Source organism: Pseudarthrobacter phenanthrenivorans Sphe3, assembly GCF_000189535.1.
GTDB classification, from domain to species: Bacteria; Actinomycetota; Actinomycetes; order Actinomycetales; family Micrococcaceae; genus Arthrobacter; species Arthrobacter phenanthrenivorans.
In genome coordinates this window covers 4,140,476-4,158,945 of record NC_015145.1, presented here as the reverse complement: position 1 = coordinate 4,158,945, position 18,470 = coordinate 4,140,476, and the positions used below count along the sequence as shown (strand labels likewise).

At 65.6% G+C, this 18,470-nt stretch carries 17 protein-coding genes; 12 read left to right on the top strand and 5 right to left on the bottom strand.

Annotated features, from left to right (window positions below):
- The first annotated feature begins 13 nt into the window (after positions 1–13).
- Genes ASPHE3_RS19290 through ASPHE3_RS19270 form a run of 5 tightly spaced genes read left to right on the top strand, consistent with a single transcriptional unit; the run spans position 14 to position 5,225 of the window.
- The gene (locus ASPHE3_RS19290) at positions 14–1,096 is read left to right on the top strand and encodes an ABC transporter substrate-binding protein (protein WP_013602870.1); all 1,083 of its coding nucleotides are present in this window, start codon (positions 14–16) and stop codon (positions 1,094–1,096) included.
- A 3-nt stretch (positions 1,097–1,099) separates the two neighbouring features.
- Positions 1,100–1,984 carry an ABC transporter ATP-binding protein gene (locus tag ASPHE3_RS19285; RefSeq protein WP_013602869.1) on the top strand — a complete coding sequence of 295 codons (885 nt, stop codon included), beginning with the start codon at positions 1,100–1,102 and terminating at the stop codon, positions 1,982–1,984.
- The gene (locus ASPHE3_RS19280; RefSeq protein WP_013602868.1) at positions 1,984–2,865 is read left to right on the top strand and encodes an ABC transporter permease; all 882 of its coding nucleotides are present in this window, start codon (positions 1,984–1,986) and stop codon (positions 2,863–2,865) included. The genes ASPHE3_RS19285 and ASPHE3_RS19280 overlap by 1 nt, the downstream gene beginning before the upstream one ends.
- Positions 2,866–2,907: 42 nt before the next feature.
- Positions 2,908–3,876, top strand: coding sequence for a TauD/TfdA dioxygenase family protein (locus tag ASPHE3_RS19275; protein ID WP_013602867.1), 969 nt, complete (start codon positions 2,908–2,910; stop codon positions 3,874–3,876).
- Positions 3,873–5,225 (top strand): LLM class flavin-dependent oxidoreductase, encoded by a 1,353-nt coding sequence (locus ASPHE3_RS19270; protein ID WP_041652396.1) that lies wholly within the window; start codon positions 3,873–3,875, stop codon positions 5,223–5,225. Before ASPHE3_RS19275 ends, ASPHE3_RS19270 begins: the two co-directional genes overlap by 4 nt.
- Positions 5,226–5,354: 129 nt before the next feature.
- Here ASPHE3_RS19270 and ASPHE3_RS19265 read toward each other — a convergent pair whose 3' ends face one another.
- Positions 5,355–5,855 carry an SRPBCC family protein gene (locus ASPHE3_RS19265; protein ID WP_013602865.1) on the bottom strand — a complete coding sequence of 167 codons (501 nt, stop codon included), beginning with the start codon at positions 5,853–5,855 and terminating at the stop codon, positions 5,355–5,357.
- Positions 5,856–6,108: 253 nt separating this feature from the next.
- Here ASPHE3_RS19265 and ASPHE3_RS19260 point away from each other — a divergent pair, with 253 nt between their 5' ends.
- A complete protein-coding gene (locus ASPHE3_RS19260) occupies positions 6,109–6,624 on the top strand; it encodes a flavin reductase family protein (RefSeq protein ID WP_013602864.1) in 516 nt (171 codons plus the stop codon).
- A gap of 28 nt (positions 6,625–6,652) precedes the next feature.
- Here the strand turns inward: ASPHE3_RS19260 and ASPHE3_RS19255 are convergent, their stop codons facing one another.
- Both ASPHE3_RS19255 and ASPHE3_RS19250 read right to left on the bottom strand, forming a co-directional pair.
- Complete coding sequence (locus tag ASPHE3_RS19255; RefSeq protein WP_013602863.1) at positions 6,653–8,347, bottom strand: alpha-amylase family protein; 1,695 nt, start codon at positions 8,345–8,347, stop codon at positions 6,653–6,655.
- Positions 8,344–9,324 (bottom strand): TIGR03885 family FMN-dependent LLM class oxidoreductase, encoded by a 981-nt coding sequence (locus tag ASPHE3_RS19250; RefSeq protein ID WP_013602862.1) that lies wholly within the window; start codon positions 9,322–9,324, stop codon positions 8,344–8,346. The genes ASPHE3_RS19255 and ASPHE3_RS19250 overlap by 4 nt, the downstream gene beginning before the upstream one ends.
- 179 nt (positions 9,325–9,503) lie before the next feature.
- On the opposite strand from ASPHE3_RS19250, the gene ASPHE3_RS19245 reads away from it, so the two are divergent.
- Entirely contained in the window at positions 9,504–10,427 is a 924-nt protein-coding gene (locus ASPHE3_RS19245; protein ID WP_013602861.1) for an AEC family transporter, read from the top strand.
- On the opposite strand, the gene ASPHE3_RS19240 is transcribed toward ASPHE3_RS19245, so the two are convergent.
- Complete coding sequence (locus ASPHE3_RS19240) at positions 10,424–10,933, bottom strand: hypothetical protein (RefSeq protein WP_013602860.1); 510 nt, start codon at positions 10,931–10,933, stop codon at positions 10,424–10,426. The two genes, ASPHE3_RS19245 and ASPHE3_RS19240, sit on opposite strands and share 4 nt — an antisense overlap.
- A gap of 130 nt (positions 10,934–11,063) precedes the next feature.
- Here ASPHE3_RS19240 and ASPHE3_RS19235 point away from each other — a divergent pair, with 130 nt between their 5' ends.
- A complete protein-coding gene (locus tag ASPHE3_RS19235) occupies positions 11,064–12,140 on the top strand; it encodes an ATP-dependent DNA ligase (RefSeq protein WP_013602859.1) in 1,077 nt (358 codons plus the stop codon).
- Positions 12,141–12,263: 123 nt separating this feature from the next.
- Here the strand turns inward: ASPHE3_RS19235 and ASPHE3_RS19230 are convergent, their stop codons facing one another.
- The gene (locus tag ASPHE3_RS19230; protein WP_013602858.1) at positions 12,264–13,583 is read right to left on the bottom strand and encodes an MFS transporter; all 1,320 of its coding nucleotides are present in this window, start codon (positions 13,581–13,583) and stop codon (positions 12,264–12,266) included.
- 231 nt (positions 13,584–13,814) lie between these two features.
- Here ASPHE3_RS19230 and ASPHE3_RS19225 point away from each other — a divergent pair, with 231 nt between their 5' ends.
- The 4 genes from ASPHE3_RS19225 to pcaH all read left to right on the top strand — a co-directional run bounded on the left by ASPHE3_RS19225 (position 13,815) and on the right by pcaH (position 18,461).
- Complete coding sequence (locus ASPHE3_RS19225) at positions 13,815–14,642, top strand: IclR family transcriptional regulator (protein WP_013602857.1); 828 nt, start codon at positions 13,815–13,817, stop codon at positions 14,640–14,642.
- A 135-nt stretch (positions 14,643–14,777) separates the two neighbouring features.
- Positions 14,778–15,659, top strand: a complete 882-nt coding sequence (locus ASPHE3_RS19220) for a shikimate dehydrogenase (protein ID WP_013602856.1) — start codon at positions 14,778–14,780, stop codon at positions 15,657–15,659.
- Positions 15,659–17,533, top strand: a complete 1,875-nt coding sequence (locus ASPHE3_RS19215) for a bifunctional sugar phosphate isomerase/epimerase/4-hydroxyphenylpyruvate dioxygenase family protein (RefSeq protein ID WP_013602855.1) — start codon at positions 15,659–15,661, stop codon at positions 17,531–17,533. Before ASPHE3_RS19220 ends, ASPHE3_RS19215 begins: the two co-directional genes overlap by 1 nt.
- A gap of 55 nt (positions 17,534–17,588) precedes the next feature.
- Positions 17,589–18,461 carry a protocatechuate 3,4-dioxygenase subunit beta gene (gene pcaH / locus ASPHE3_RS19210; protein WP_013602854.1) on the top strand — a complete coding sequence of 291 codons (873 nt, stop codon included), beginning with the start codon at positions 17,589–17,591 and terminating at the stop codon, positions 18,459–18,461.
- Positions 18,462–18,470 lie beyond the last annotated feature (9 nt).

Genomic DNA, 18,470 nt, shown 5'->3' with positions numbered 1-18,470 from the left:
AAAGACCACAACCATGAAAAACCGACTCCAGCCCGCACGGGCCATCCGCACCACAGGCACGGCATTTGCCGCGGCTGCAGTCGTGGCAGTCACGGTGGCGCTGTCCGGTTGCGGCGGTCCGGCAGCGGCAGAAAAGGCAGCGGGCGAGGGCAGATCCGAAGTGAAAACCGTCCGGTACCAGGGTTCGCCCAACACAGTGGCCCTGGTGGAAGTGGCCGAAGACCTCGGCTATCTGGGCGACGTCAAGCTCGAATGGGTCAGTAACACCACCAGCGGACCTCAGAGCATCCAGTCCGTGGCCACCGACCAGACGGACATGGGGGGAGCATTCACCGGAGCCGTGATCAAGCTGATCGAGGCCGGTGCGCCCGTCAAAGCCGTCATCAACTACTACGGCGAGGACAAGGAAACCTTCACGGGGTACTACGTGGAGGAAGGCAGCCCCATCCGGACCGCCAGGGACCTGATCGGCAAGAAGATCGCCGTGAACACCCTTGGCGCCCACCACGAAGCCGTGATCACCACCCACCTGAAGAACAGCGGCCTTACTGCCGAGGAAATCAAGCAGGTGCAGCTGGTGGTGGTTCCACCGAACGAAACCGAAGTGGCCCTGCGCAAGAAGCAGGTCGACGTCGGAACCCTGGGCGGAGTGCTGCAGGACCGTGCGCTCGCCGAGGGAGGCCTGCGTGCCCTCTTCACCGACGTCGCCGTCATCGGAGGACCGTTCGACGCCGGGCAGTACGTCCTTCGCAATGACTTCCTGGCGAGGAACCCGGAGACTAGCCGGACGCTGGTCACCGGCGTGGCCAAAGCCATCGAATGGCAGCGGAGCACCCCACGGGAACAGGTGATCGCCAAGTTCGAGGAAATCATTGCCAAGCGGGGCCGCAACGAGAGTGCCGAGGCGCTGAAGTACTGGAAGAGCGTGGGCGTTGCCTCGCCGGGCGGCCGGATCCAGGACACCGATTTCACCCGTTGGGCCGACTACCTGAAGTCGTCCGGGATCATCAGCGGTGACCTCGATACCTCCAAGCTCTACACGAACGAGTTCAACCTGCTGGAAGCTCCAGTGCAGGCCGCAACCCCGAAAGGATAGACGATGACCCCCAAAATCAGCCTTCGCAACATCACCAAGGAATTCAGTATCCGGCAAGGCAAGGGCACCGGCGGCCATCGCCAGGGCGGGCCCTCGGTCCTCACCGCCATCGACAGCCTCAGCCTGGACGTGGCGGCCGGGGAGTTCCTCACCCTCGTGGGTCCCAGCGGTTCCGGCAAGACCACGCTCCTGGACCTGCTGGCCGGGCTTTCCCGCCCCACATCGGGGGAGGTCCTGGTGGACGGGAAGGAAGTGACCGGACCGGGCCAGGACCGGGCTGTCGTCTTCCAGCAGTATGCACTGTTTCCCTGGCGGACGGCGTCGGCCAACGTTTCAATAGGCCTCGAGAACACCGGCCTGTCTAAAAAGGAAAGGGCGGGGAAGGCCAGCGAGTTCCTGGACCTGGTGGGCCTTGCGGGGTTCGGGGACCGGTATCCGCACGAGCTATCCGGCGGTATGAAGCAGCGCGTGGCCATCGCAAGAAGCCTGGCCTATGAGCCGGACGTGCTGCTGATGGACGAGCCCTTCGCCGCCCTTGACGCCCAGACCCGCGAACAGCTCCAGGACGAGCTCCTGCGGATCTGGAAGGCGACCGGCAAGACCATCGTCTTCATTACCCACGGGATCGACGAGGCGGTGTACCTCGGCCAGCGGGTGGCGGTGCTGAGCGCCCGGCCGGGAAAACTCAAGGAAATCGTGGACATCAGCATCCCCGACCGCGAAGGGGACGCGGACATCCGCTCGCACCCCGCCTTCGTGGAACACCGCCACCAGGTGTGGTCCCTGCTGCATGACGAAGTCCGCCTCGCCCGGGACTCCGGCCACCGGAAGATCCTGCCGGACGGCACCGCCCCCGATGAACAGCCCCTCGAAAGGAGCGCAGCCTGATGAGTACAGTCTTGACCCGCCCACCGGAGGCGCCTGCCGCCGTCGAACCCTCACCAGCCATTCCCCCAGCGGAGCGCCGGAAGGCGGGCAGGCTCTCCTATGTGGCACACCAGGCTGCCCGCGCCGGCTGGAAATCTTTGGCTGTGGTGCTGTTCCTGACACTCTGGGAAGTGGGGCCGCTGTACCTGGCCAGTGCCTCCACCCGAGTGTTCCTGCCGCCGCTGCACGAAGTCCTCGCCGCCGGGGCCAGGCTCGTGGAGGCCGGGCAGCTGCAGAGCCATCTGCAGGCAAGCCTCACCCGCTCGGTGTCCGGTTTCGGGATTGCAGTGGTCACCGCCGTGGCCCTGGGGCTCCTGATCGCCTGGTACGGCTGGCTCAATTCATTCCTGAACCCGCTCCTGGAGCTATTCCGGAACACGGCCACCCTCGCACTGCTGCCGGTATTCACCCTGCTGCTGGGCATCGGCGAGGAATCCAAGATCACCATCGTGGCCTACGCCGCGTTCTTCCCTGTCCTGCTGAACACCATCGCCGGCGTCCGGACCGTGGACCCGCTGCTCATCCGTGCCGCCAAGTCCTTGGGGCTGAATAGTTTCCGGCTCTTCCAGAAGGTGATCCTGCCGTCTGCGGTCCCCACGATTTTCACCGGGATCAGGATGGCAGGGACATCGTCCATCCTGGTCCTGATCGCCGCCGAGATGGTGGGTGCGAAGGCCGGGCTGGGCTACCTGATTGTCAATTCGCAAATGAGCTTTCTGATACCGGACATGTACGCCGGCATCCTGACTGTCTCCGTGCTGGGCCTCGCCGTCAACGCTCTGCTCGTGGCACTGGAACGGCACTTCTCCCGCTGGCGCACCGCCGTCGGCTCCACATCCTGAAATCAACCCACTGAACTGCCCTGAACTGCAAAGGAAGATCCAATGACCGTCATCACCAAAAGCAAACTCCAGTTCACCAAGCTGAGCGCCCGCATCGGCGCCGAAATCCGCGGCCTGGACCTCAGCCAGGACCTGTCACCCGAGACCGTGGCGCAGATCCGTGCAGCACTGAACACCCACAAAGCGCTTGTCTTCAGGGAAGTCAACGTGCGGACCGATGAGGAGCAGGTGCGGTTCGCCAGCCACTTCGGGCCACTCACCAAGGCCCACCCCACGGTGGCCTCGGTGGACGGCAAACCGGCGGTCCTCCCGGTGGACAGCGAAAACGGGAGTGCCAACAACTGGCACACGGATGTCACATTCGTCGTCAACCCACCGCAGGCGTCCACCCTGCGCAGCATCACCCTGCCGGCTTACGGCGGCGAAACCCTGATCGCGTCCTCGGCCGGTGCCTACCAGGACCTGCCCGCGGAACTGCGGAACTTCGCCGACACCCTTTGGGCAATCCACACCAACGACTACGACTACTCCGTCCCGAAGAACCTGGAACATGCCAACGCCGACGAGCGGCGCAAGGAATTCACGCGCATCCACTTCGAATCGGCGCATCCCGTTGTCCGTATCCATCCACTGACCGGTGAGCGCGGGCTTTTCATCGGCGGGTTCGCCCAGCGGCTCCGGATTGTTGGCCTGTCCAACACCGAATCCAAGGACATTCTGCGCCTCCTGCAGGCGTACGTGACCAGGCCTGAGAACGTGGTCCGGGTGAACTGGGAGCCGGACCAACTGGTCCTGTTCGACAACCGCATCACCCAGCACTACGCGCCGGACAACTACGACGGCCAGCCCCGCCAGCTGAACCGCGTTACCATCGCCGGCGACGTCCCCCGCGGCGTGGACGGCCGCAGCAGCACCGCCATCAAGGGCGACTCGTCCGCCTACTCGGAGACCGTCATCGTGCCTGAAATCCCACAGGCTCCGGCCTTCGCGGCAGCCGGGGCAAACCAGTGAGCGCTCCGGAAAGCGGCCCACGGCAGCTGCACCTGAACGCATTCCTAATGAGTACCGGCCATCACGAGGCATCGTGGCGGCTGCCGGAGAGCAACAGTTCCGCCAGCACGGACGTGAAGCATTTCCAGCGGCTGGCCAAGGTTGCGGAGCGCGGAAAGCTGGATTCGATCTTCTTCGCCGACTCACCGGTGCTGCACGGGAATGTGGCCCAGCGGCCGTACACCAGCCTGGAGCCGACTGTCCTGCTCGCGGCCATAGCGGCCGTTACCGAGCGGATCGGGCTGATTGCCACCGCCTCCACCACCTACAACGAGCCGTACAACCTGGCGCGGCGGTTCGCCTCGGTGGACCACATCAGCGGGGGCAGGGCCGGCTGGAACGTGGTGACCACAGCTGGTGACGCCGCAGCCCGGAACTTCTCGCTGGCTGGCCAGCCGGGCCACTCGCAGCGGTACGAACGGGCTGCGGAGTTCCTGGACGTGGCGCAAAAACTTTGGGACAGCTGGGAAGACGGCGCTGTGGTGGCCGACAAGGGCGCCGGAGTGTGGGCAGACCCCTTCCGGGTGCACGCGGCCAACCACGAGGGTAAGCATTTCCAGGTGGAAGGCGCCTTGGATGTCCCCAGATCCGTCCAGGGGCGCCCGGTCGTGGTCCAGGCCGGCTCCTCCGAGGACGGGAAGGAGTTCGCATCCCGGTACGCGGAGGCGGTATTCACTGCCCATCAGACCCTCTCCGATGCGCAGGATTTCTATGCCGACCTGAAGAGACGGACGACGGCGGCCGGCCGGGACCCGGGATCCCTCAAGATCCTGCCGGGCATTGTTCCCGTCATCGCCGCCTCCGAGGCCGAAGCCCTGAAGCTGGAGCGCGAGTTGGATGAATTAATCCTGCCCGAACACGCCCGGCGGCAGCTCGCTAACGTGCTGCGTGTGGCACCCGAATCCTTGAAGCTGGACGCCCAGCTTCCGGCAGACCTCCCATCCGAGGACAAGATCGAGGGAGCCAAAAGCCGGTACACGCTGATCGTAAACCTGGCGCGCCGTGAACATCTCACCGTGCGGCAGCTCATTGGTCGGCTGGGCGGGGGCCGCGGGCACCGGACGTTCTCCGGCACTCCCGACCAGGTCGCGGACGCCATCCAGGATTGGTTCCAGGCAGGTGCGGCCGACGGATTCAATATCATGCCACCGGTATTGCCCTCCGGGTTGGAGATTTTCGTGGACCAGGTGGTCCCAATTTTGCAGGACCGTGGCCTGTTCCGGAGCGAATACGCGGGACGCACACTGCGCGAACACTACGGTCTCGCCATACCTGTCAACTCCCACAACCCGGTGCCACAGCCTGCGTAGTCCTGGCTGATAGGTGCCCCCCATGCTGATTCTGCAGTGGCGGGGCACTTTTCATCGTGCACCCCAGTCATGGCGTAGGCGGCCCTGCGGCGGGCGGAAATCTGTCGCAGGGCCGCCCGCTGCTGCGTTCTAGGCCTCGCTAGCGTGGGCACCCGCCGAGTGCTGCTGCACCAGCAGGCTCAGGCGCTCCGAACTCAGGCGCAGCGCTTCGAGCTCACGGCCGCTGTATTCATCAATCGTGCGCTGCATCAGCCCCGGGAGGTCTCCGGCTGCTGCCCCATCCACCTCAAACTCGTGGGTAAGGGTTACCTCGGACCCGCCGTCCGCGCTGAGGATCACCCAGCTGCCGCCGAGTCTCAGCAGTGGGTGCTCCAAGCCGACCTGCCAAAATTCTGCGCGGTGTCTGGCAGCATCGAAGAGGCGGTGGCAGTGGCTGGAGTTCAGGGCACCGTTGGCCACTATGGACGTGCGGAGTTCATGGTCGGCATCGTCACCGCTGACCCGTTCGGAGTAGACGGTCAGCCCGTCGAGGAACGGCCAGTGGGAGGAATCCCGCAGTACCGTGAAGACCAGGTCGGCCGGGGCCTTGATGATGAGCCGGTGGGTAGTCCGCTGCGTAGTCAACGACACTCAGTACACCTCCTGTAATGTGCGGGGCTTTTTAGCAATCTAGGCCAGTCCGGGCAAGGCAGGGGGATTTCCGTCCTCCTGCGTCACGGCACGAAATCAGGGGTAACACTTTGTTCCCCGCAGGGGGCATTCCTGGTCGCCGGATGAAGCCCGGCGGCCCCGGATTGCGGAAGGCGTCGGCAGGTTTCAGCTGAAGTTGAGGTCTGAATACCGGGGTGGTTGATTGAGGTCACCCCCCTTTGAAAGGACACCCATGACGGACCAATATGACCTCAGTCCCCGGCGCCTGCGCCATATCCTGGGGCACTTTGCCACAGGCCTGACGGTGATCACAGCCTCGACTGAGGCCGGGTTCGCCGGCATGACCTGCCAGTCGTTTTCGTCGCTTTCGCTGGAACCGGCGCTGGTGTCCTTCAGCCCCGCGCGGACCTCCACCACCTGGCCCCTGCTAAGGGCAGCAGGCCGGTTCGCCGTGAACATCCTTCCCGCCGAACACCAGCATTTGGCGGCCCAGTTTGGGCGCCCGGCCACGGACAAATTCGCTGGAGTCAGCCACTCGCCGTCTCCGCTTGGAAGCCCAATCCTGGACCAGGCCCTGGCATGGGTGGATTGCGAGCTCGAGCAGGAGTACGACGGCGGAGACCACACCATCGTTGTGGGTGCAGTCCGTTCACTGAGTGCCCGGGCTGGCGCAGAGCCCCTTCTATTCTTCAAGGGTGCCTACGCAGCACTCGACTCCCGGCCCGGCATTCTGGAGAGCGTCGCCTGACCCGCACCTCCCGGGCGAGCCGAGGGCGTTATGGAGCCAGGCGGTCACCTTTCCTGTGGACGCGGTACCAGCGGTAACCGTACCGTCCCAGCTCAACGGTGAAGCCGCCGTCTGGCTCCAAAGGCACACTGTCGCCGTCGAACAGGTCCAGCAGGATGGCGTCCTTGAACGCATTCCGCGGTCCATCCTCCGGGCCAACCGTGCCACTGACTTTTACCGGGGCTTCGGCGAAATTGTGCAGGAGCACCAGCGTGCCGCCGTCCGAGCTGCAGGTATGGGCGAAGACCGCGGACTCCGGCTGGTCAATGATGGCGAACGAGCCCCAGCCCAGCTCTGCGGACTCGCGGTAGCGGGCGATCAGGGTGGCCATGAAATTGAACAACGAACGCGGGTCACGTTTGGCGGCAGCCGCGTTCACGTGGTCCGGCCCGTATTCACCGCGTACCAGGGGAACGACCAGGTCGGCAGCCTTGGCGCTGGAGAATCCGCCGTTCTTTTCATCGTTCCACTGCATGGGCGTACGCACGGCGGCGCGGCTTTTCTGGCGGAGGTCCTCGCCCATGCCGATCTCCTCCCCGTAAAACAGCACCGGGGTGCCCGGCAGGGCGAACATCAGGGAATACACCATGCGGATGCGTTCCGCGTCGCCGCCGAGCATGGGGGGAAGACGGCGGCGCAGGCCCCGCCCGTAGATCTGCATGGTCTTTTCCGGCCCGAAGGCGGCGAACACCTCTTCCCGCTCGCCGTCACTCAGCTTGTCCAGCGTGAGTTCGTCGTGGTTCCGGACGAACATGGCCCACTGGTTGTCCGGGTGCAGGGGCGGGCGGCTCTTCAGGGTTTCCGCCAGTGCCCTCGCATCCTGGCGGGCAAGCGAGAGGTAGATGTGCTGCATGGACATGAAATCGAACTGCATGTTCAGCTCGTTGCCGTCCGGTCCGCCGAAGTACTCCACCTGCTCCTTGTAGGGCAGGTTGACCTCTCCCAACAGGACCGCACTTCCGTTGCGGCGGCTGACGAAGCTGCGCAGCGCGGCAAGGTATTCGTGGGGATCAAGGTTGGCGGCCTGGTCCTTGGGCTGGCCCCGGGTCTCCAGGAAAAAGGGCACTGCGTCCAGCCGGAAGCCGTCCAGGCCCAGTTCAAGCCACAGGCCCATGGCTTTGGCGATCTCGTTCCGGACCGCGGGATTGGTCACGTTCAGGTCCGGCTGATGCTTGGCGAACATGTGCAGGTACCACTCGCCGGTGGCGTCATCCCGGGTCCACAGTGAGTCCTCCTCGCCGGGGAACACCACCTCTGAGGAGGTGTCCGGGGGAGTGTCGCTCCGCCACACATAGTAGTCCCGGTACTTGTTGTCCGTGGATTTCCGGGCTTCGACAAACCACGGGTGCTGGTCCGAAGTGTGGTTGACCACGAAGTCCGCGATTACCCGCATGCCCCGGTCCTTCGCGGCACGGATGAACTCCACCAGGTCCCCCATGGTGCCCAGGCGGGGGTCAACGGTGAAGAAATCGGTGACGTCGTAGCCGTCGTCCCGGTCAGGAGAGGGGTAGAACGGCATCAGCCAGATGCAGGTCACGCCCAGGGCTGCCAGGTAATCCACGCGCTGGGTGAGGCCCGCGAAGTCGCCGGTGCCGTCACCGTCGTCGTCAAAGAAGGTCTCCACGTCCAGGCAGTAGACCACCGCGTTCTTCCACCAGAGGTCCGAAGTCTCGGCAATCCTCACGCCTGCACCTGCACCCGGGAAGCGCGCAGCTGCGGAAGGACCTGCGCGGCGAACGCATCGATGAAGGGCGCCTGCTCCTGCCCCACGTAATGCAGGTAGAGCTCGTCGAAGCCCAGGTCCGCGTACCCGCCCAGCCACTCGGCGTGCTGGTCCAGGCTTGCCGAAATGTTGACCGTTGAGCGGACCTGCTCCTCGGTAACATGTTCGCCCACCAGGTCGAAGTGTCCGGCCGTCGGCAGGTCCCAGGGGATGGGAGGCTGGTAGGTGTTGGTACGCCACTGGTCCAGGGCAACGGCCACCGCCTCCTGCTCGCTGCCGGCCCAGGACAGGTGCACCTGCAGGACGGCCTTGCCCCTGCCCCCGTTGTCCCGGTAGGCGGCCAGCATCTCCCGCAGCTTTTCCGGCGGCTGGTTCACCGTGGCCAGTCCATCCGCCCAGGCGGCCGCGCGGCGTGCAGTGTCCACGCTGACCGCGGGGGCAATCAGCGGCGGCGGACTGTCCGGAACATCCCAGATCCGTGCCTGCTCCACGGTGACCAGGCCGCGGTGCGTGACCTCCTCGCCGCGGTGCAGCTGCCGGATCACCTCAACGCATTCCTCCAGCCGGCGCTGGCGGATATCCTTGGCCGGCCAGCCGTCCCCGGTGATGTGCTCGTTCATGTTCTCGCCGCTGCCCGGCGCGAACCAGAAGCGGCCCGGGAACATGCTGGCAAGGGTGGCTGAGGCGTGGGCAATGATGGCCGGGTGGTAGCGCTGGCCCGGCGCCGTCACCACGCCGAAGCGGAGGTTCGTGGTTGCCAGCGCTGCCCCCAACCAGGACCAGGCGAACCCGGAGTGGCCCTGCCGGGCGGACCAGGGTTCAATATGGTCCGAGCACATGGCGGCATCGAACCCTGCCTGCTCCGCATGCTGGACGTCTTTGAGCAGTTGGGCGGGACTGATCTGTTCGTGCGAGGCGTGAAAGCCGACAGTAACCATCGTTAACCTCTACCGTCCAAGGTGGTGCGGTGTCGAGGGTTTCGTCCCGATGCCGGCCCGTTGGAAGCCTGCCGTGCAGCCGGGCTGCAACTTGTCAGATAAGTTGGAGGCTTGTAGTACTGCGCCTCCGGGATGCCCGGCGCCTGCGCAGGCGGCGGAACGGGAAGGAAGTACCCCTTGTGGGCGGTGTGCTGATCGGGCTGGCGGTGATCGGCGTCGTCATTGCCGTGGGGTACATCGCCGCGCGGTGCGGCCTGGGCGGGGAGCCCACGGTCTCGGCGCTGACGCGCACGGCCTTCTTCATCACCAACCCCGTCCTGCTGTTCACCGTAGTGCTTGAATCGGACCTCACAGTGGTGTTTTCCGCCTACGTGCCGCTTGCCCTGCTGACGGCGGCCGCCACCGCCTTCCTGTATGTGCTGGCCAGCCGCCTGTGGTTCCGGCGGCCGCTGGCCGAGACTGCCGTGGGAGCGATGGCCAGTTCCTACGTCAACGCCAACAACATCGGCATCCCCATCACCCTGTATGCCCTGGGTGATGCCACCCCCGTGGCACCGGTGCTGCTGGTCCAGCTGCTCCTGTTCGCCCCGCTGGTCCTCACCCTGCTGGACTTCTCCGCGGCCGGCCGGGTGTCGCCGCGGCTGCTGGTGACGCAGCCGTTCCGGAACCCCATGATCATCGCGTCCCTGCTGGGTGTGGTCCTGGCGGCATTCAACGTGGAACTTCCGGACCCGGTGATGGCGCCGCTGGAGCTCCTGGGCGGGGCGGCCGTTCCCGTGGTCCTGCTGGCCTTCGGCATGTCCCTGCACGGCACCAGAATGCTGCAAAGCGGCGGGAACAAGGCGGAGATACTCACCGCCACCCTCCTGAAGTCCGCGGTGATGCCGGCGGTGGCGTACGCCGTCGGCCGCTTTGCCTTCAACCTGGACCAGCCCATGCTCCTTGGCGTGGTGCTGATGGCGGCGCTTCCGTCGGCCCAGAACGTGTTCCTGTTTGCCAGCAAATACGGGCGGGGAGTGGCGGTGGCACGCGAAACAATCCTGCTTTCGACGGCGGCGGCGGCCCCGGCGCTGATCCTCATCGTTTGGCTCCTGGCCGGCTAAGTACCCGCTAGAAGGGTGAGCGCATCACAGCCATAGCAAGGCGTAATCCCCAGGAGGTACTGGTTGGCAGCACCGAGGGCGAACCACATCCAGTCCCAAGGTATAAGCACCGCACCAACCACAAGGGCAGCGAACCCGGCAATATTCACGATAAGTCCGAGCTGGCTTGGCCGGCCAAGCACACGCAGTGCCAGGTGAATGAAGCCCGCCACCAGGAAGGTCTGGAGAACCAGGACAAACGGCGTTGCGACCGTGAGGAAGAGGTAATACTCCTGGGGAGGGATCCCCGGGATAAAAGGCTGCATGGGGGGAATCCGGTGGAGCAGGGTGACCGGGAGATAGACGAGCAACGAATCAAGGACGCCGCGGAGTGACTGCGCCGCGACGCCCCACACATACCCCTGTTTTTGCTGCAGCCGGTCTGCGAGGCGGGACGGGCCCGCGTATCCGAGAAACCAAAGGCGCAGGAATTCGCCCAAGGCGGTCCGCGCCGCAGGAGCGGGCATGGCATCACCCGCCCAGTACGCTCCACACCAGGTACATGTATCCAGAATAGGTCGATGGACGGGTGCTGCACCGGACCAACGGGGCCCCTGGCCTATCGCGGGCGGCGGTTGCCGGGCAAGAATGGGCAGCATGGAACTTCCCGTGATGCCGCCCGTCCCGCCCATGCTCGCCAAGGCCGTCAGCGGCATCCCCGAAGGCGACCTCAGCTATGAGCCGAAGTGGGACGGGTTCCGGTCCATCATCTTCCGCGACGGCGATGACGTGGAGATCGGCAGCCGCAACGAAAAGCCGATGACGCGCTACTTTCCCGAGCTGGTGGAGGCGCTTAAGGAAAACCTGCCGCCGCGGTGCGTGGTGGACGGTGAAATCGTCCTGATCGGGCCTTCCGGCGACCGGCTGGATTTCGACGCCCTCCAGCAGCGCATCCATCCGGCAGCGAGCAGGGTCAGGCTGCTGGCAGAGCAGACGCCCGCCTCTTTCGTGGCGTTCGACCTGCTGGCCCTTGGCGATGACAGCTATATGGACAGGCCCTTCACGGAGCGGCGCGCAGCCCTGGAGAAGGCGCTCGCGGCGAGCAAGGCGCCGGTGCATCTCACGGCCGCCACAACAGACAAGGACACTGCGCAACGGTGGTTCGAGCAGTTCGAGGGCGCCGGCCTGGACGGGGTGGTGGCCAAACGGCTCGAGGGCCGGTACGAGCCGGACAAGCGGGTCATGTTCAAGACGAAGCACGAGCGGACTGCGGACTGCGTGGTGGCAGGCTACCGGCTGCACAAGAGCGGGCCCGACGCCATCGGGTCGCTGCTGCTGGGCCTGTACAAGGACGACGGCGGCCTGGCCAGCGTGGGCGTGATCGGCGCGTTCCCCATGAAGCGCCGCCGGGAACTGTATGAACAGCTCCAGCAGCTGGTGACCGATTTTGATAACCATCCGTGGGCCTGGGCCAAGCAGGAGGAAGGCGAGCGGACCCCGCGGAACGCCGAAGGCAGCCGCTGGAGCGCCGGCAAGGACCTGTCCTTCGTGCCGCTGCGTCCGGAACTGGTGGTGGAGGTCCGGTACGACCATATGGAGGGGGACCGGTTCCGGCACACCGCCCAGTTCAACCGCTGGCGGCCGGACCGTGATCCCGAATCGTGCACCTACGCCCAGCTGGAGGAGCCGGTCAGCTTCGACCTGGTGTCGGTACTGGAGACCGGCCGGCCCTAGGTTTCGGCAGCCCGCTGCCCAAGGCAGCCCATTTTTCTACGGGGAAAGCCCGCCATTTGGGGAATGGCGGGCTTTCCGGGCTGAATCCCGGGCCGGAGTGTGTGCCGCCGGCCCGGCTGGCTGTTACTTCAGGCCGAGCTGCTGCGTGGGGATCTTGTACGATTCCTTCGCCGTCAGCGCGGAGATGGCTGCGATGCCGGCGATCACTGCGGTGAAGATGCTGATCTGGACCCAGCCGCCGGGCTTGATGCCGCCCATCGCGGCCACGATGGCCGGTGCGAAGCCTGCCATCAGGAAGCCCAGCTGGGTGCCGATGGCCAGGCCGGAGAAACGCACCTTGGTGCTGAACATTTCCGCGTAGAAAGACGGCCAGACGGCGTTGGAGGCTGCATAGCCGCAGGAGAACATGCCGATGGCGGCCAGGAACATCAGCGGGACACTGCCGGACTCCAGGCTGAGCAGGAAGACGGGTGTCAGCGCGGCACTGGCCACGGCGCCGTAGATGAACACGGGCTTGCGGCCGATCTTGTCCGCCAGCATGCCGAACAGCGGCTGGGTGCCCAGTGCAACGAGGTTGGCGCCGACGACGAGCCACAGGGTGGTGGTGCCGTCCACGCCGGCAACTGTCTTGGCGTAGCTGATGGCCAGGGTTCCGAACACGGTGGAGACGGCGGCGATGAAGGCGCAGCAGATGACGCGGAGGACGTCGCGCCAGTGGCCCTTGAGCAGGTCGGCAACCGGGAGCTTGGAGATCTGGGCGGACTTCTGGGCTTCCTCGAAGGCCGGGGGCTCGTGCAGGGTGCGGCGGATGATGAACGCAACAACAACCACGACGGCGCTGAGCCAGAAGGGGATGCGCCAGCCGATGCCGTACTTGATCTCGTCCGGAAGTGCCAGGACGGGGATGAAGACGAGGGCGGCGAGGATCTGGCCGCCCTGGGTGCCGGTGAGGGTCCAGGAGGTGAAGAAGGAGCGGCGGTTGTCCGGTGCGTGCTCCAGTGTCATGGAGGAGGCGCCTGCCTGCTCACCGGCCGCGGAGAGGCCCTGGCACAGCCGGGCGAGCACCAGCAGGGCGGGAGCCCACCAGCCGACGGTGTTGAAGTCCGGCAGGCAGCCGATCAGGAAGGTGGAGGCACCCATGAGCAGGAGGGTGAACATGAGGACCTTCCGGCGTCCCACCCTGTCACCGAAGTGCCCCAGGATGACGGCGCCCACGGGACGGGCCACGTAGGCGAAGCCAAAGGTTGCGAACGACATGATGGCGGCGTTGGCATCGGCGTCGGGGAAGAAGACCGTGGGGAAGATCAGTGCAGCAGCGGAGCCGAAGATGAAGAAGTCGTAGTATTCGACGGCGCTGCCCAGGAAGCTGGCGACGGCTGCTTTCTTGGGTGTACGGCCGTGGGTGGCAGTGTCCGTTCCGGCGGACGGAAGTGTCTGGCTCATGGAGTTCCTTTGTGTGACGACATTGTCGCGGATGGATCTGGGGGTCGCAGCCGCCGCTGCCTTGGTGCGGGCGGGGCGCGTTGCGGCTGGAGTCCGATAGAAGACCCGGACGAGTAGCCACATTGTGAGAGCTACTTGTGCGATACAGCAATGATGACTGTGAGGGCTGTCACCTGTCAAGAAAATAATCACCATCTAGAAATAGCTCTCACATTGTGGCAACATCGACTTATGAGTGTGAATCAAACCACAGCTGACGATGATGCAGCTGTCGATATCAAAGCCGACGCCAGGCCGGCCAAGGCGGACCGCACCGACATGGTGGGCAAGGCCCTGGGCCTCCTGGTCCTTCTGGGGGATGAACCCCGCGGCGCGAGTGCCGCGGAAATCTCCCGGCGCGCAGACCTGCCCTTCAGCACCACCTACCGCCTGCTGGGCTCGCTGACCCGGGACGGGTTCGTTGACTATGAGCCGGACGGCCGCCGGTACCACCTCGGCCTGCGGATCTTCCAGCTGGGCCAGCGCGTCTCCAACCACCACGGCTTCGCGGGTGCGGCGCTCCCTGTCCTCCGGCGCGTCACGGAACAGACTGGCGAGGCCACCATCCTGAGTGTCCGCGACGGCCATCACCACCTCACGGTGAACAAGGTGGACGGCCCGCAGACGTTCCGCGTCACCAGCGACCCCGGCCACCTGGGCTCCCTGCACACGACGTCCGTGGGCAAGGCATTGGTGGCATTCGCTGAGGACGCCGAGCGGCAGCGCCTGGTGGAGGAGTTGGAGCTTGAGCCCCTGACCAAGTTCTCCATCACGGACAGGGATGCCTTCCGGGCCGAAATCGAGCAGGTCCGTAACCGTGGCTACGCCGTGATGGATGAGGAGAACGAACTGGGCATGCGTGCTGTCGCTGTTCCGGTCTTCAACTCGCAGGGTTATGCGTTTGCTTCACTGGCAACGGCCGTGCCGGTCTTTCGCCTGAGCGTGGAGCAGCTTGTTGCGCATGTGCCGTTGCTGCAGGAGGCTGCCGCCGAGCTGTCAGCCAGGCTCCCGCAGCGCTGATTCCTGCCGGAACATCCTCTCATGTTCGTATTACGAACATGAGTGCGAAGAGTGAACATTTGTTGTATCGTATTTTCCAGCACCGGACCTGCCGCCCAGAGCGGCCGCCGGTGCCGTACCAAAGGAGCTGCACGGATGAGTAATCGAACTGAGTCCTACCTCGTGGGACTGGTCGGCGACGGCGTGATGCCGTCACTCACCCCGCCCATGCACGAACGGGAAGGGGACGTGCAGGGCCTGCGCTACCTTTACCGGCCCATCGACCTGCTGGAACTGGGCCTTTCCGGGGAATCCGTGGGAGAGCTCCTGAAGAGCGCACGGGACCTTGGCTTCAACGGACTCAACATCACCCACCCCTGCAAGCAGCTGGTCCTGCAGCACCTGGACGAGGTGTCCCCGGACGCCCGCCGGCTGGGCGCCGTCAACACCGTGGTGATCGAGGACGGCCGCTTCATCGGCCACAACACCGACTTTTCCGGCTTTGCCGCGGCACTGGCCTCCGGGCTTCCAGGCGCCAAACTGGACCGCGTGGTCCAGCTCGGTGCCGGCGGCGCGGGATCCGCCGTGGCCTATGCGCTGCTCAGTGCCGGGGTCCGGCACCTGGACCTCGTGGACATGGACGCCGCCCGCGGCGCCGCACGCGCGGAGGAGCTGGCCGGGTTCTTCCCGGACAGCACCGTGGCGGCACGGACGACGGCGGAGCTGCCGCAGCTGATGCGGCTGGCCGACGGCCTGGTGCACTGCACCCCGGTGGGCATGGCCGCCCACCCCGGCGTCCCCCTGGACCTGGACCTGCTGGAGCCCCGCCACTGGGTGGCTGACATTGTGTACCGCCCCATCGACACCGAACTGGTCCGAGCTGCCCGCGCCAAGGGCTGCGAGGTCCTGGACGGCGGCCGGATGGCCGTAGGCCAGGCTGCCGACGCCTTCCGTATCTTCACCGGCCTCCACGCCGATCCGGACCGCATGCGCTCCCACTTCCTGGAGCTCGTGGCTGCCGAGGAGGTGGCCGCCTGATGCGCACCGGAATCGCCACGGTCTGCCTCTCCGGCACACTGAAGGAAAAGATGCAGGCCTGCGCAATCGCGGGTTTCGACGGCATTGAGATTTTCGAGCAGGACCTGGTCACCTCGCCGCTGAGCCCCGAGGACGTGCGGAAGATGGCCGCGGACCTGGGCTTGGGGCTGGACCTCTACCAGCCGTTCCGGGATTTCGACGGCGTCACGCCGGACCTGCTCAAAGCCAACCTCCGCCGGGCCGAGGCAAAGTTCAAGCTGATGTCCCGCCTGGGCATGGACACCGTCCTGGTCTGCTCGAACGTGGCCACGGCAACAATCGACGACGACGGCCTCCGCGCCTCCCAGCTTGCCGAACTTGCGGAACTGGCCGGGGACCACGGCGTCAAGGTGGCCTACGAGGCCCTGGCCTGGGGCAAGTACGTCAACGACTACGAGCACGCGTACAAGCTGGTGGAGATGGTGGACCACCCCAACTTCGGCACCTGCCTGGATTCCTTCCACATCCTGTCCCGCGACTGGGACACCTCGCACATCGAGGCGTTCAACCCCGAAAAGATCTTCTTTGTCCAGGTGGCGGACGCCCCCAAGCTCTCCATGGACGTCCTCTCCTGGAGCCGCCACTACCGCGTCTTCCCGGGCGAGGGCCAGTTCGAGCTCGCCAAATTCATGGGCCACGTGGTCCGGGCCGGCTACTCCGGCCCCGTGTCCCTGGAAGTGTTCAATGACGTCTTCCGCCAGTCGGACGTCGAGCGCACGGCCGTGGATGCCATGCGTTCGCTGATCTGGCTGGAGGAGCAGAGCGCCACCTGGCTGGCAAGCACCTCCGCGGGTGCCGCAGCCGGCCCCGCAGCCGCGCCCCGCCGTCGTTATCCCATGGAACTGGCCACGCTGCCCAAGGTGAGTGAACCCGCCGGTTTCAACTTCGCGGAGGTCAAGGCGGACGACACCGCGCAGCTGGAAAAACTCCTGGGCCAGCTTGGCTTCGCGTTCGAGGGCCGGCACCGCACCAAGGACGTCCAGCTGTGGACCATGGGCCAGGCGCGCGTGATCATCAACGAGCAGGCCGCGCAGCACGCCGAGCCCGCCATCGCTGCGCTGGGGTTCGACGTCGATTCGCCCGTGATTGCCTCAGCCCGGGCCCAGCAGCTCAAGGCGCCCGTGGTGGCCCGCAAGGTCCAGGCCGACGAGGAAGTGTTCCAGGGAATCTCCGCCCCCGACTCCACCGAGATCTTCCTGTGCCAGGGCAGTCCCGGCGGCACCGCTGCCTGGACCCGTGAATTCGGGGAGGGCCTTGAGCATCCGCGGCAGTCGCAGAACGCGGTGATCGACCACGTCAACCTCGCCCAGCCCTGGCAGCACTTCGACGAGGCCGTCCTCTTCTACACCAGCGCCCTGGCACTGGAACCCCAGCCCTTCGCCGAGGTGCCCAGCCCCAGCGGGCTGGTGCGCTCGCAGGTCATGCAGACCTCCGACGGCGCCGTGCGGCTCGTCCTGAACCTCGCCCCGATTCAGCAGGCGCAGAACGAAGCCCGGAAGACGTACCAGGAGCACATCGCCTTCGCCGTTGACGACCTCGTGGCTGCCGCCAGGGCCGCGCGGGGCCGGGGGCTGGATTTCCTGCAGATTCCGGCCAATTACTACGAGGACCTGGACGCCCGCTTCGACCTCGATCCGGGATTCCTGGCCACCCTCAAGGAGCTCAACCTCCTCTACGACCGGGATGCCGAGGGCGAATTCCTCCACTTCTACACCGCCACGGTAGGCAGTGTGTTCTTTGAGGTGGTGGAACGCCGCGGCGGCTATGACGGGTACGGGGCGCCCAACGCCCCCGTCCGCCACGCAGTCCAGTACGACTCGCTGCACCGCACCTGAGCAGCACGCCAAGCACCACCAACCGATCAATCGAAAAACCAGAAAGGAGCCAGCCGTGCCGGAAGAAACCAACGCCCAGCTTGAAACGGACGAGTCTGTACCGCCCGCCGAGCCGAAGGCAGCACACCTGCCGCTGGACCGTGCCATCGAAACCCAGGCTGACCTCAGTGCCGAGATCAGCGCCCTGGGCGAGGCCTACGCCCGCGCGCTGAAAGACGGTGCGCCCGCCGAGACCCAGCCCCGGCTGGACTACCCGCCCTACCGCTCCAGCATCCTGCGCCACCCCACCAAGAGCCTGCAGCACGCGGACCCGGAAACCATCGAGCTCTACTCGCCGGCGTTCGGCCACCAGGACGTGCACGCACTCGAGTCCGACCTCACCATCCAGCACAACGGCGAGCCCCAAGGTGAACGGATCATCGTGACCGGCAAGGTCCTGGACGGCGACGGCCGCCCGGTGGCAGGCCAGCTGGTGGAGATCTGGCAGGCCAACGCCTCCGGCCGCTACATCCACAAGCGTGACCAGCATCCCGCGCCGATCGATCCCAACTTCACGGGCATCGGCCGCTGCATCACCGGCCCGGACGGCTCCTACCGGTTCATCACCATCAAGCCCGGCGCGTACCCATGGAAGAACCACCTGAACGCCTGGCGCCCCGCGCACATCCACTTCTCCCTGTTCGGCACCGAGTTCACCCAGCGCATCATCACCCAGATGTACTTCCCCGGGGACCAGCTCTTCCCGCTGGACCCCATCTACCAGACCATCGTGGACCAGGACGCCCGCGACCGGCTGGTGGCAACGTACGATCACAGCATCACGGAGCCCGAATGGGCGCTCGGCTACAACTGGGACATCATCCTGACCGGCCCCAAGCGGACCTGGACGGAAAATGAAGCACTTGGTGCAGCAGGCGACGAGGAATAGGCAGACAGG